Origin of the sequence: Paraburkholderia sp. FT54 (assembly GCF_031585635.1) — a bacterium.
Taxonomy (GTDB): Bacteria; Pseudomonadota; Gammaproteobacteria; order Burkholderiales; family Burkholderiaceae; genus Paraburkholderia.
In genome coordinates, this window is the sequence record NZ_CP134195.1 from 1,731,185 (window position 1) to 1,743,864 (window position 12,680).

Consider the following 12,680-nt stretch of genomic DNA (forward strand, 5'->3'; position numbering starts at 1 on the left):
GTATTCGACCATGTACGCGCTCTTGACCGGCCTCGACGGCGTGCAGATTCGACGCATCCATGCCAAGGACGGCAACCTGGTTAAAGGGCCTTGAACCGCCCCGACGAAATGAATGATGGCGTCGGCCGCGACAACGGCATGGATGGGAATACATCATGTCAACCGAGTGGAAACGCCGCGCCAGGCTGTTTATCCAGCGTTTCTGGCAGCCGACCAGCGCGTGCATGACCTGCATGCCGGGGAGCTGGGGCAATGTCCTGAGCCCTGCCCACTGGACGATTGCATTCCATACCGGTCTGCTCACCGGACTCCTGGCCGTACTTCTGACCTTCACGCCTGCGGGGAAACTCTACGCGCATCGATACGGCAACGCGCTGGTCGTCGGCGTCCTGACGACCGTAGGCGACGCTTACTCGCACGCAAGTCATTACCGCATCCCTTATGTCGAGCACATCGTCACGGGTGTTATTTCAGGTCTCTTGACGCTGGTTGCCTCCTATCTGTTCGAAAACCGCGCGCGTCGCCTCCGGGCGGCATGGGCTCGGGTGTTCGGGTAGTTGGTCCGTTGACTTTCTGAATCTCCGTGGCCGGACCGAGCGTGCATGTCTGCTTGCGGGTGGCGGACGGGTTCGTTGAAGTCGGGCTGCGCCCGCAGCTGTCAGCGCTTGTCGGCGGGATCGCGCTTGAAGCCGGTCAGCATCGCACCGATCAGATTGTCACGCGTCCAGATGCTCATGAGGACGGCCGCGAGGATATGGACGCACACGCAGACCTGCAGTGCGATTGACAGACACGTGTGAAGGTTATGCGGCCAGTCTTCGCCCCAGAAGGCGTCGATGCGCATCAGCCAGCCGCTTGCTGCCAGTGCGAGAATCAGCAGCCAGAGTGCGATTGCCATCAGGCCGCCGAGCGGATTGTGCGACAGATGATGCAGTGGCTTGCCGGCGGCCAGCGAGCGCACGTAGTCTTTCAAACGCGCCGGTGTCGGCCACCAGGCGGAGAATCGCGCGTACGGCGTGCCGATGAATCCCCACACGAGGCGACACGCAACGAGGCCCACGGCGATATATCCAAGTACGCGATGCGTCTGGTCAGTAGGCCCAAACAGATTCCACACGACCATGCCGGCGACGGTCCAGTGCATGAACCGTACGCCTATATCCCAGGTTTTGACGTGCATCGAGCGCCAGGCGTTAGTCGATCTCAGACTTCACGACGGCAAGCGTCTTGGTGTCGTAGTAGATCTCGACCTTTTTGCCCTCTTTGTTGTGCCCGTAGATTTCGTAGCAGTTGCCGTCGACCTTGAACTTCTTGATCTTATAGCCCTCTGCTTCGAGCTGAGCGCGCGCATCCGATTCCTTCATCCACTCGCTCTTCGGATGGACCGGGCAATCGGCTTTGGCGAACGCCGTGCCGGAAACACCCAACGCGACACATAACGCCAGGAACTTGAACATCCGTCACCTCATGTGCTGGTTTGTCGAGCGCACACTCTACGTCCGTCGAGATTGGATCGCAAGCTAATTGTAGGCTTTTAATGGAGGCTGACTTGGCGTGGATCAATGAAGAGCATGCAATCGCCGCTGCGTCGAAGTCGTCCGCTTCATTCGACGCAAACGCTCACGTGCGGCACTAGTGAGCGGTCTCTTCGCCGTTTCGCTCACCGGTTAGTTTCCGCTTCCTTTGAAGTGAAGGAGACCGTTCGGTCAAACTAGCCGCTGCGTCCTGATCCGGAGAGCCCGCAGCCGCGAACAGCCGTCGATATTCGGCCGGCGTCGTTTGCTTTGCGGCCCTGAACTGCCGATTGAAATTGGCGACGTTGGCGAAGCCCGAACGAGCAGCGATGACAGCAACGGGCAGCGAGGTGTCAGCCAGCATCCGGCAAGCGTGACCGATACGAACCCGGGTGATATACCGACCGACGCTCTCGCCGATATGCTGAATAAAGTAACGCGTGAGCGTGCGTTCCGACAGGCTGGCGGCCGCGCAGAGTTCTGACAACCGCAGCGGTTCGGCAAAGCGCGCGTCAATCATCGAAAGGACCCGGTTGATCCGTTCGGGCTCGTGGCCAGATGGGCCGGCGGTGGCCTGGGTGAAAGCGCTTGGCGAGGCGAGCGGTTGGCCCGGCGCGTCGGCGAGCGTGCACAGGATATCGAGGGCGGCGCCAAGACGTTCGCGCGGCCCGCTCGATAGCAACTGCTCGAGGCGGCCGCGCATCCATTTGCCTGCAGGCGGCTCGAAGGCCAGCCCACACGCGGCTCGGCGTAACAGCTTGCGCAGGGGTTCGTATTCGCGGCAGCAATCCGCCATGCGCCGCGCCCAATCGCCGTCGAACCAGATGACGATGGCGACCTGCGGCGAGGACGGCTCGATCGAACGGTTCGACGCCCAGGTGTGCGGGAGATCCGGCGGCACGAGGACGAGATCCTCAGCCTCGTATTCATTCACGGAGTCGCCGATGTAGCGCTTGCCGTGACTGTTCATCGTCAGAGTTAACTCGTACTCCGGATGGTGATGCCACTCGAACGGAATACGCGGGAGCCGCCGATGGTAAACCCGGACCGAACAGTCCTCACCGAACTCGACATGCTCGTAGGCTGGTTTCATGGCTGAAAACGCAAATCAATTGCCTGAATAGTATCACCAGGGCGCGCGTGCACGTCATATCCTCGGGGCATACCCAATCCCCAACGGAGACAATCATGGCGCTGAAAATCGAAGACTTGCCGGGCGCGATCTGGCAGGCAAAAAAGGAGTTGCGCGCGGCGTTGCCGAACTACCGGGAGATCTTCGCCGAAGTCGAAGCGGCGATCAGCGCCGAGGCGAAGCGAATCGCCGGACAGCGGGATCGCGGCGAAGACGTCATTCCCGAAATTCAGTTTTCCGACATTACCGAACAACGCGTCAGCGCGGAGCAGATCGCAGTCGTCAAGGCGCGCGGCGCGTGCGTGATTCGTCACGTCTTTCCCCGTGCACTGGTGCGGAGTTGGGACGACGATATCGCCAACTATGTTGAGCGCAACAATCTCGACAAGCGCCTGGAGAACCGTGCCGAAGACAAATACTTTGGCCAGTTGGCGTCCAGCAAGCCGCAGATTTATGGCGTGTACTGGTCGAAGCCACAAGTGCTGGCCCGTCAGTCAGAGTCGCTGACCGCGGCGCGCGTGTTCCTGAACAGACTGTGGCGCAATGAGAGCGAAGGCCGCCAGCATTTCGATCCGCAGCGCGTGCCTGTTTATGCCGACCGTCTGCGCCGCAGGCCGCCGGGCTCCGCGTCGCTCGGCTTGTCGGCGCATTGCGACGGCGGGTCCGTCGAGCGCTGGATCGAAAGCAATTTCCGCAAGGTATATCGCCACGTATTCGCAGGGAACTGGCGCGACTACGATCCGTTCGATGCGGCTTTTCGGCCTGACGTGGAGGAGATCGCGTCGCCCGCCGTATGCTCGATGTTTCGTACTTTCCAAGGCTGGACTGCCTTGACGCCTCAAGGTCCGGGTGACGGCACGCTGCAACTCGTCCCGATTGCCAATTCGATGGTGTACATCCTGCTGCGCGCGCTTCAGGACGATGTCGCAGAGGACGACCTGTGCGGTGCCATGCCCGGGCGGGCGCTGTCGATCAAGCCGGAATTCCATGCGCCGCTGTTCGAGGCACTGTCGTCGATTCCCAAAATGGAAGCGGGCGACACCGTGTTCTGGCACAGCGATGTCATCCATGCGGTCGAAGACGAGCATAAGGGCGCGGGTTACAGCAATGTGATGTACATCGCCTCGGCGCCCGCGTGCGCCAAAAACGACGCTTACCTCAAGCGCCAGTTGCCGAGCTTCCTCAAGGGTGAAAGCCCGCCTGATTTTCCGGCTGACCATTTCGAGGTCGATTTCACCGGACGCGCAACGGCTGACGATTTGACGCCGCTCGGCAAGGCGCAACTCGGGTTTGACCTGTAGTTCGGCAAAGACGTTTGCCACGCATGAAAACGGGCACGCATGCGCGGCCGCCCTGGCTGCGCATGCCTCGCCCGATCCATAACGAAAAATTCGGAGGCTGCAATGAAACGATCACTGACGTCCGTTGCGACGGCTATTGCGCTGCTCATGGCTGGAACTCACGCGGTGCTTGCCGCCGAACAGCTTTCGGTACTGCACTGGTGGACCTCCGGCGGCGAATCGAAAGCGATTCGGGTGCTGAAGGACGATATGAACAAACAGGGCTACGAGTGGAAGGACTTCGCCATTGCAGGAGGCGCGGGCGCGGCGGCCATGACGGCGCTGAAGACGCAGGTCATGTCGGGCAACGCGCCATCGGCCGCGCAGATCAAGGGACCGCTGATTCACGATTGGGCCGAGCAGGGGTCGCTGGTCACGATCGATCAATCCGCAACCGATTGGAAAGCGCATACCCCAGCGCAAATAGACACTGCGATGAAGGCGGGCGGTCACTATGTGGCTGCACCCTTTTCGGTACATCGAATTAACTGGCTGTGGATCAACAAAGCCGATCTGGACAAAGTCGGTGCTACGCCGCCCACGACCTGGCCGGAATTCTTCGCACTCGCCGACAAGTTTCGCGCAGCGGGCATCACGCCCGTCGCGCACGGTGGTCAACCCTGGCAAGACATGACCATCTGGGAGACAGTCGTGCTCTCCCAGGGCGCGGACTTTTACCGGAAAGCCCTGATCGATCTCGATCAGAAAACACTGACCTCGCCGCAGATGGTTCAGGTGTTCGAGACCGTGCAGAAGATCCGGACTTATTTCGACAAGGGTTACCACGGCCGTGACTGGAATCTTGCGACGGCCATGGTGATTTCCGGCTCGGGCGGCATGCAATTCATGGGCGACTGGGCAAAAGGAGAGTTCGCCAACGCGAACAGGAAGGCGGATGTCGACTATATTTGCGCGGCCGCGCCCGGTACGTCGAATGCTTATACGTACACAGCGGACGCGTTCGTGTTCTTTCAGCAGCAGGGCAAAAAGGAGGCGACGCCGGGACAGCTTGCGCTTGCCAAAACGATCATGTCCGTTGATTTCCAGCAGCAGTTCAGTCTCTACAAAGGTTCGATTCCCGTCCGGCTGGATGTGCCCATGGACAAGTTCGATAGCTGCGCGAAGAAATCACGCGCGGATGAGCAGGCCACGATTAAATCGGGTGGATTTCTGCCTTCGTTGGCCTTCGGCGAGCTTCAGTCCTCGGTTACCGCCGGCGCGATGACCGACGTCGTCACGAACTTCATGAACTCGAATGAGGATCCGAAAGAGGGCGTGCGCAAGCTTGCCGCCGCCGCGAGAGTCAAGTGAGCCGCTTCGTGTCAGCCCACTACGAAACGCGCAACTTCACTAATGAAAGGGGATGGAGATGGATCCTGTAGCAAAGCGTAAATGGCCTCGTTCAGGATTCGAGACAACCGTAATGGGTTTCGGCGCTGCGCCGATCGGCAACATCTTCAGGCCGATCAGTGAAGAGGATTCGGCGGCCTTGATCAAGGCCGCGTGGGACGCGGGCGTACGCTACTTCGACACCGCCCCGATGTACGGGCACGGGTTGAGCGAGGCGCGCTGTGGGCAGGGGCTGCGCTGGTATCCGCGCGACGAATATGTGCTGTCGACTAAGGTCGGGCGTATTCTGAAGCCACGCAGGCGCGCCGAGATCAATTTCGAGCCCTGGGTCGACGGGTTGCCGTTCGAACTCGTTTTCGACTACAGCTACGACGGCACGATGCGTTCGATCGAAGATAGCCTGCAGCGTCTCGCGCTGGAGCACATCGACATCGCGCTGATTCACGACATCGATGTCTTTACTCACGGCAAGTGTCAACCTGAGATGTTCGAGACGGCGATGACGGGTGCGTCGAAAGCACTGCTGAAGTTGCGAGACGAAGGTGTCGTGAAAGCGGTGGGCATTGGTGTCAACGAGTGGCAGGTCGCGCACGAAGCGATTCGCCGGCAGGATTTTGACTGCCTGCTGCTGGCTGGCCGCTACACGCTGCTCGAGCAGGACGCACTGGACGGTTTTTTGCCGCTGTGCGAAGAGCAGCAGGTGTCGGTCATTCTCGGCGGCGGGTACAACAGCGGCATTCTGGCGACGGGCGCGGTGCATGGGGCGAAATACAACTATGCGCCCGCGCCTGAGCCGATCCTCGAGCGCGTGCGCAAGATCGAGACGGTATGTCAGGAATACTCGGTGCCGCTCAAAGCGGCGGCGCTGCAATTCGTGCTCGGCCATCCCGCGATCCCGACCAGCATTCCCGGCGTGCGTACGGTTGCCCAGCTGGAAGATAACCTGCAAACCTTCCGGGCTGATATTCCACCGGCATTCTGGGCCGAACTGAAGGAGCGTGAGCTGATCCGCCAGGACGCGCCCACCCCTTGATAGCGCCGGGTTCCAGACGGCACCGGCTCGATTGTGGGCAATTGTTGGGCGCCGGTTGAAACGCCGGCACTATCTGTCATCGAATGCAGACAGCGCTGTATCCGAGGCGAGGTGCCGGCATGCCAGATCCAATGCGTGGCTCCGCCAGCGGTTATGCGCAACGTAGCGTGGATGACTTGTCCGGTAGCAGACCGTGCGACCAAGCCGGAATTGCCAGAGGCACTTCGGTTCGATGACCGTACTTTCCGTCCGGTCAGGAAAACAGTCGCGTAAATACGCGTCATAGGCTGCCCCGGTCGTGAAGAGGATCACGTCAGGATCAACAACTTTGATCTGGGCGCGAAGCAAGCTCGCGGATAGGACTTTGATCGCAGCAAACGTAGGTGTCCTGGTCGGCGTTTTGCCAGCATCGCTCACGCAAAACAGGTTCGCCCAAACGACAGCAACTTCGCTCTCAGGAAGTCGCGCGCGGGTAAGCTTCTTAACCTGGTTTAAAAACTGGAGAAATCTATGGCGGCCCGCGGGTCTGTCAAAACATCGACTATGAACGGCCATCGATTCGATGACTTTCTGGAGTGTATTGACCTCCCCGTTCTTGAACGGACAGGACTTATCGCGCCATTGCTTCGTCTCCATTCCAACGACCATCAGGCGATGGGTAGCGTCGCTGAATTGCGAGGGAACACTTGAAAGAAAAAGCCCGGATAAGTCAGGCGCCCCGTTGAAAATCTCCTTGAGATCATGTGCCGACAGAATGTCCAGATAGCTGCGGGCAAGCTCGAGTGTTGTCTGGTCGTGCGTTGTGTTCGTCGACGGCGTCACAAGTTCTATTCTCTCTAAAGCAATCTGAAAGTCGCGCACATACCGTTTCACGCGCTTGTTATAAATCGCCACGCACCCCGGCGAGGCGTTCAATTGCTTCGACTCCAGCGCGCATCTTTTGGGCAGCGGACGCGTTCGCTGAGTGTATGGTAATTTTGGGCGGTTTGAATCCCCGCAAAGCCACGGCTTCCTCTATCCAGACGATGACGTCATATCCCGTGCCCCGTGCATCGTCTCCAAGGTCGTGGTCGAGACTCAGCTCCGTGACATCTCCCGTTTCCAGCAAACGGATAGCGTCGGCAGGCCAGTAGACTCGGTGCCACCCCTCCGGGGTCTGACGTTCGTCGTCGAGAAACAGTCTCATTGCGTTATGCCGCCGGCTATTGAATATGGCGATCCTACCAAACGCAGCTGTCGCTCAAGGCGGATTCCCGGCTGTGGAGTCGGCCCATTGACGGTAACGCCGCGTCAATTTGCGCGTGCGGATCTGGTCGATCATGAGACTGTAGAGCGGCGGGCAACAGCGCCGCGGATGGCCGCCCGCGGACTGCGAGACCGGGCAATTCAGGACTCTCGGCGCAATTATGCGCAAAAGATGCTGGAAAACACCAAGGTCGCCGCTGACGCCCGTCAGTATACTGGCCAACTGCCGGGCGCCGTCACTTCGTGAAGGTCAGAACGAGTCAGGTCGGGCGCCGTTCGTCGGACTCAACAGGAGGAAGACAAAAATGAAGCGCATCGTTTCCCACTATCTGATTGCACTTGCAACGATCGTCGGCTGTTCGCTCACGGGACCGGCGCACGCCGATGCCGCGCATCCAGTCGTCGCGTTGCTGCCGGGCGTCACCGATCCTTTCTATTTCACGATGCATCGCGGCGCGGAGCGGGCCGCGAACGAAGAACACGTCCAGTTGTTATTCCAGGTGCCGAAGGCATGGAACACCACCGAGCAGGTGCCGATCCTCAAGGCGTTTATCGCCAAACACCCGGATGTACTGCTGGTTTCACCGGTCGACAAGCAGCAATTGATCGGACCGCTGAAGGAAGCGGCCGACGCCGGCATCAAGGTCATCACGGTCGACACGTATATCGGCGACGGCCACTATCAGACCGGCAAGGGCGACGCGGATTTCCCACTGTCGTACATTGCTTCGGATAACCTGGAAGGCGGCCGCGTTGCGGCGCGATCGCTCGCGAAGGCCATCGGCGACAAGGGCACCGTCTATTGCGAAAACAACAAGCCCGGCATCTCGAGTACCGATGCGCGCGCCGAGGGTTTCCTGGACGAGATGAAGAAGCATCCGAACATCAAGGTGCTACAGACGCAATATAACGAGGACGATGCGAACCGCGCTGCATCGCACGTTGCCGCGGTGCTCGCGCGCAATCCGGACCTCGCCGGCGTGTTCGGCGCCAATACGTTTTCTGGCAGCGGCGCCGCCCAAGGCGTCAAGGCGGCCGGCAAGCAGGGTGTCGTCAAGGTCGTGGTGTTCGACGCCGTGCCTGGCATCGACCAGCAGATCAGAAGCGGCCTCGTGGACATCGCGATCGCGCAGCGCCCGGATGAGATCGGCTATTACGGCGTGAAGTTCGCGGCAGACGTGATTCGCGGCAAGAAGATTCCGCCATTCAGGAGCACCGGCTTCGTGGTGCTCGACAAGACGAACATCGACCAGCCGGACATGAAACAGTACATCTATTCGAACTAGGCACGCGCTGTCGAACGAGGCCATATCCCCGCGTGCGTCGACGCGCACGCGCACGCCACTTCCGATTTCCGGGACGACTCGATGGACGACTCACGGCTCGACAGGCTCGCACTGATCAGCAGGCTCTGGCCCTGGCTTTTCCTGTGTGCGCTACTGGTGTTTTTCGAAGTGTGGGCGCGGATATCGGATCATCGCTCGTTCGTCTTCAATGCCTACAATCTGCAGTCGATCGGACTCGCGGCCAGCGCGCCGCTACTGCTCGCGATCGGTCAGACGTTCGTGATCATCACGGCGGGCATCGATCTGTCGGTGGGATTCGTGATGGGACTGGCCGCCGTGTGTGTCGCCCAATTCACGATATTGGGTGGCGGCTCGCCGTGGAGCCTGCTGTTCTCCATTCCACTGACCGTCGGGGTATGCGCGATTCCGGGGCTCGTCAATGGCGTGCTGATCGCGCGGCTCGGGGTACCCGCCTTCATTGGCACGCTCGGCATGTATGGCGTCGCACGAGGCGTGGGCTTTCTGGCGGCGGGAAGCGGCATGACCGTGGCGGTGGACAATGCCGGCCTCGCCTGGCTCGGGCGCGGCTGGACCCCAGTGGCGCTGACGGCCATTTTGCTGGTCGTCATGCATGTCGTGCTATCAAAGACGCGCTTCGGCCAGTACACCTATGCAATCGGCGGCAATCCACAGTCGGCGATCCGCGCCGGCATCAATGTCAGGCGTCATTTGCTGGTGATCTATCTGATCGCCGCTGCGTTTGCCGCTATTGGCGGCATCGTCTATACGGCGCGCTTTGCCGCGGGCGCCGCCAACGCCGGGGAGCCGATGCTTCTCGACTCGATTGCGGCGGTCGTGATCGGCGGGGCGAGTCTGTTCGGCGGGACCGGCAATGTCATCGGCACGCTGATTGGCGCGCTGATCATCGCGGTGATCGAGTTCGGACTGGTATTCATCGACGTCAACGCGTTCTGGCAGTTTATCGTGGTCGGCATTGTCATCATCATGTCAGTGCTGATCGACCAGTACAAGGAACGTCTCGGAGGCGCCCAATGAGCACCCCGATCCTCGAGGCGCGCGACATCTCGATCCGCTTCGGCGGCGTGGAGGCGCTACGGCGCGTTTCGCTGCGACTGATGGCGGGCGAAGTGCTGGCGCTCGCCGGCGACAATGGCGCCGGCAAGTCGACCCTCATCAAGATCCTCTCCGGTGTCTACCACGCCGACGCGGGCCACTTGCTGTTCAACGGCACATCCTTGCAGTTGCGCGATCCACAGGACGCCCGCGCTCAGGGGATCGAGACGATCTACCAGGATCTCGCGCTTGCCGACAATCTCGATGTCGGAAGCAACATCTTCCTCGGACGCGAGCCGACGCGACGGCAATTCGGGCTTCAGGTGATCGACCGGCCGCGCATGGCGGAGGTCGCGCGCGAAGTGCTCGAGCGTCTCGATATCGTGATTCCCGAGCGCAAGCTCAGCGGTCCGGTGAAGATGCTCTCCGGCGGCCAGCGGCAGGCGATTGCGATTGGCCGTGCGATTTACTGGAACGCGCGTGTGCTGATCATGGACGAGCCGACTGCCGCGCTCGGCGTACCCGAACAACGCAAGGTCATGGAATTGATCACCGCGCTAAAAGCCCAGGGCGTGTCCGTGATTCTGATCTCGCATAACCTTCACGATATCTTTGCCATTGCCGATCGCATCGTCGTGCTGCGGCGCGGTGAGGTCGCCGGCGAACGCCTCGTGGCCGCAACTAATGGCGACGAGATCGTGCACCTGATTGTCGGCGACACGTACGCGAACGGACGCGGATCGGGCCACTGAGCGCTGCATCCGGTTGGGTCCGCCTATTTATATTTCTATAATAAAAAAACCATTCCGATTGAGAATTAATTTTTCACGGAAGGTTGCGTTATTAGAAAATATTGAACAAAAAAGCACATGACATTGCTTTGTTATCGTTTTCATACCCCGTGAAGATCGAAGAGTTTGCGCGCCGGTCGGCGGCGTCCCGCGGCGACTCTATTCCACCGACGATTTAATACGCACATAACAGGCGCAATGTAATCCATATATCCTCATACTATACGACCGTTCTTTTTTATTTCGGCAAAAACAATAAACTTTTTGCGAGGTTTGTCGTTATAGCGTTGAGCGACCTAAAAACGGCCGGCCGTCACTTTATTTGGAAAAGCCAGAAATCGTGCTGGTGTCGTCAAGTGTGCTGCCGAAACGTCCTGATCATTCAGGCGCACTGAGAGACTTGCGTTGGCCTATGCAGTGTGAAAATGAACCATGGATCGAACAACCTACGCCACGAACAGCATCCGATCGTCCCGCCACGCGTTGGTACTGGTGCCTGCGCTAACCGTTCTGGTCCTCGGCATATTGTGGGTAACCATACTGTTGCGCCTGCAGGTCGAGAAGTCGGCAGTGATGCGCGACACACGTGTGGCCGCGCGCACGCTGGCCGACGCCCTGGAAACCCATACGTTGAAGACCGTTCACGATGTCGACGAAATTGCGTTGCTGGTCAAATACGGATACGAACGTACGCCGCAAAGCTTCGATCTTGCGGCCTATCGGGCATACGGGCTGATTACTGCGGACACGGCACTACAGGTCACCATTGCGGGTGCCGACGGCCGCGTGATCGCATCGACTTTGCCATTTTCGGGTATGGTCGATCTCAAGGACCGGGAGCATTTCCGAGTCCACCTTTCCCCTGCGGACATCGGACTGTTCATCAGCCAGCCCGTGATTGGACGTATTTCCGGGCAGTGGTCTGTTCAGGCAACCCGCCGCATCGACCGCCCCGATGGCCGTTTTGGTGGGGTGGTGATCGTCTCGGAAGATCCCGCTTATTTGACCGATGGTTTCTACAACAATGCTGCGCTGGGTCAGCGCGGCATGATTGCCGTTATATCCGGTCGCGGGTTCATGTTGTCGCGTCGTGCCGGCAATTCGCCGAGCCGGTCTGGCGAGGCGCTGCCGAGCAACTATGTCCCACTCGGCAAGACGGTGCTGGCCGACTTCTCCGATCCGATCGATCATGTCGATCGTGTGGTGGCAAGCCGCCATCTCGAGAAGTATGGTTTGACCGTCGTCGCCGGTCTTTCCGTCGATGAGGCGCTGGACGATTACTTCAGGATGCGTCGCGTGTATGTGACGATGGCCGCGACCATCACGGTGATGCTCGCGGCACTATCGGCCTGGATTACTGCTCTGATCGTCAAACTCCTCAACGGTAAAGAGGAACTACGGCGTCTGTCCCAAACAGACCGACTGACGGATTTGCCCAACCGCGGCAACATCGTGGAGCTGCTTGACGAGGCGATCGCGGCCCCGGGTGCGGTCGGACGAGTCGCCGTCATTTTTGTCGATCTGGACAGCTTCAAGGAACTCAACGATACGTACGGCCACCAGTGCGGCGACGAAGTTCTTGTTCTGGTGGCGGCGCGCCTGCGGGCTACGGTAAAGCAGCGTGGTGCGGTAGGGCGCCTTGGCGGCGACGAGTTCCTTATTGTGCTCAAGGCAGACGCTATAACCGGCGTAGTCGAACAGATGGTCACCGAATTGACGGCTGCTCTAAAGGTTCCGCTGAATTCACACTGGGGGGTCGAGAGGGTCGGCGCGAGCTTCGGCCTTGCTATTCTGCAAGCCGGCGAGGATTCGAGCGAACTCATCAGGAAGGCCGACTTCGCGATGTACGAAGCCAAAAATCGGGATCTCGCTTATCGACTGGAGCTGGATACAGACCGCATTTTTGCGAGGTGAG

Annotated in this window: 13 protein-coding genes; 8 read left to right on the plus strand and 5 right to left on the minus strand. The window is 59.7% G+C overall.

Going from position 1 to position 12,680, the window contains the following annotated elements:
• Positions 1–155: 155 nt before the first annotated feature.
• Positions 156–557: a hypothetical protein gene (locus RI103_RS08145; RefSeq protein WP_310814831.1), complete on the plus strand. Its 402-nt coding sequence runs from the start codon at positions 156–158 to the stop codon at positions 555–557.
• A 101-nt stretch (positions 558–658) separates the two neighbouring features.
• Here RI103_RS08145 and RI103_RS08150 read toward each other — a convergent pair whose 3' ends face one another.
• The 3 genes from RI103_RS08150 to RI103_RS08160 form a co-directional block, all read right to left on the minus strand.
• Positions 659–1,180, minus strand: coding sequence for a cytochrome b/b6 domain-containing protein (locus RI103_RS08150; protein ID WP_310814832.1), 522 nt, complete (start codon positions 1,178–1,180; stop codon positions 659–661).
• Positions 1,181–1,193: 13 nt separating this feature from the next.
• Complete coding sequence (locus RI103_RS08155) at positions 1,194–1,457, minus strand: PepSY domain-containing protein (protein WP_310814833.1); 264 nt, start codon at positions 1,455–1,457, stop codon at positions 1,194–1,196.
• A gap of 175 nt (positions 1,458–1,632) precedes the next feature.
• Positions 1,633–2,607 carry a helix-turn-helix domain-containing protein gene (locus RI103_RS08160; RefSeq protein ID WP_310814834.1) on the minus strand — a complete coding sequence of 325 codons (975 nt, stop codon included), beginning with the start codon at positions 2,605–2,607 and terminating at the stop codon, positions 1,633–1,635.
• A 95-nt stretch (positions 2,608–2,702) separates the two neighbouring features.
• Here RI103_RS08160 and RI103_RS08165 point away from each other — a divergent pair, with 95 nt between their 5' ends.
• The 3 genes from RI103_RS08165 (at position 2,703) to RI103_RS08175 (ending at position 6,369) form a co-directional block, all read left to right on the plus strand.
• Positions 2,703–3,947 (plus strand): DUF1479 domain-containing protein, encoded by a 1,245-nt coding sequence (locus tag RI103_RS08165; protein ID WP_310814835.1) that lies wholly within the window; start codon positions 2,703–2,705, stop codon positions 3,945–3,947.
• Positions 3,948–4,049: 102 nt separating this feature from the next.
• Positions 4,050–5,297 (plus strand): ABC transporter substrate-binding protein, encoded by a 1,248-nt coding sequence (locus tag RI103_RS08170; RefSeq protein WP_310814836.1) that lies wholly within the window; start codon positions 4,050–4,052, stop codon positions 5,295–5,297.
• A gap of 58 nt (positions 5,298–5,355) precedes the next feature.
• Entirely contained in the window at positions 5,356–6,369 is a 1,014-nt protein-coding gene (locus RI103_RS08175) for an aldo/keto reductase (protein WP_310814837.1), read from the plus strand.
• A 69-nt stretch (positions 6,370–6,438) separates the two neighbouring features.
• On the opposite strand, the gene RI103_RS08180 is transcribed toward RI103_RS08175, so the two are convergent.
• Together RI103_RS08180 and RI103_RS08185 are read right to left on the minus strand one after the other, a co-directional pair.
• The gene (locus tag RI103_RS08180; RefSeq protein ID WP_310814838.1) at positions 6,439–7,284 is read right to left on the minus strand and encodes a uracil-DNA glycosylase family protein; all 846 of its coding nucleotides are present in this window, start codon (positions 7,282–7,284) and stop codon (positions 6,439–6,441) included.
• A complete protein-coding gene (locus RI103_RS08185; RefSeq protein WP_310814839.1) occupies positions 7,250–7,555 on the minus strand; it encodes a cyclic-phosphate processing receiver domain-containing protein in 306 nt (101 codons plus the stop codon). The genes RI103_RS08180 and RI103_RS08185 overlap by 35 nt, the downstream gene beginning before the upstream one ends.
• 364 nt (positions 7,556–7,919) lie before the next feature.
• On the opposite strand from RI103_RS08185, the gene RI103_RS08190 reads away from it, so the two are divergent.
• The 4 genes from RI103_RS08190 (at position 7,920) to RI103_RS08205 (ending at position 12,679) form a co-directional block, all read left to right on the plus strand.
• On the plus strand, positions 7,920–8,900 hold the full coding sequence (locus tag RI103_RS08190) for an ABC transporter substrate-binding protein (RefSeq protein ID WP_310814840.1): 981 nt from the start codon (positions 7,920–7,922) through the stop codon (positions 8,898–8,900).
• Positions 8,901–8,981: 81 nt separating this feature from the next.
• On the plus strand, positions 8,982–9,956 hold the full coding sequence (locus RI103_RS08195) for an ABC transporter permease subunit (RefSeq protein WP_310814841.1): 975 nt from the start codon (positions 8,982–8,984) through the stop codon (positions 9,954–9,956).
• A complete protein-coding gene (locus tag RI103_RS08200) occupies positions 9,953–10,726 on the plus strand; it encodes an ATP-binding cassette domain-containing protein (RefSeq protein WP_310814842.1) in 774 nt (257 codons plus the stop codon). The genes RI103_RS08195 and RI103_RS08200 overlap by 4 nt, the downstream gene beginning before the upstream one ends.
• Before the next feature lie 471 nt (positions 10,727–11,197).
• Positions 11,198–12,679 (plus strand): diguanylate cyclase domain-containing protein, encoded by a 1,482-nt coding sequence (locus RI103_RS08205; protein WP_310814843.1) that lies wholly within the window; start codon positions 11,198–11,200, stop codon positions 12,677–12,679.
• Position 12,680: the final 1 nt, after the last annotated feature.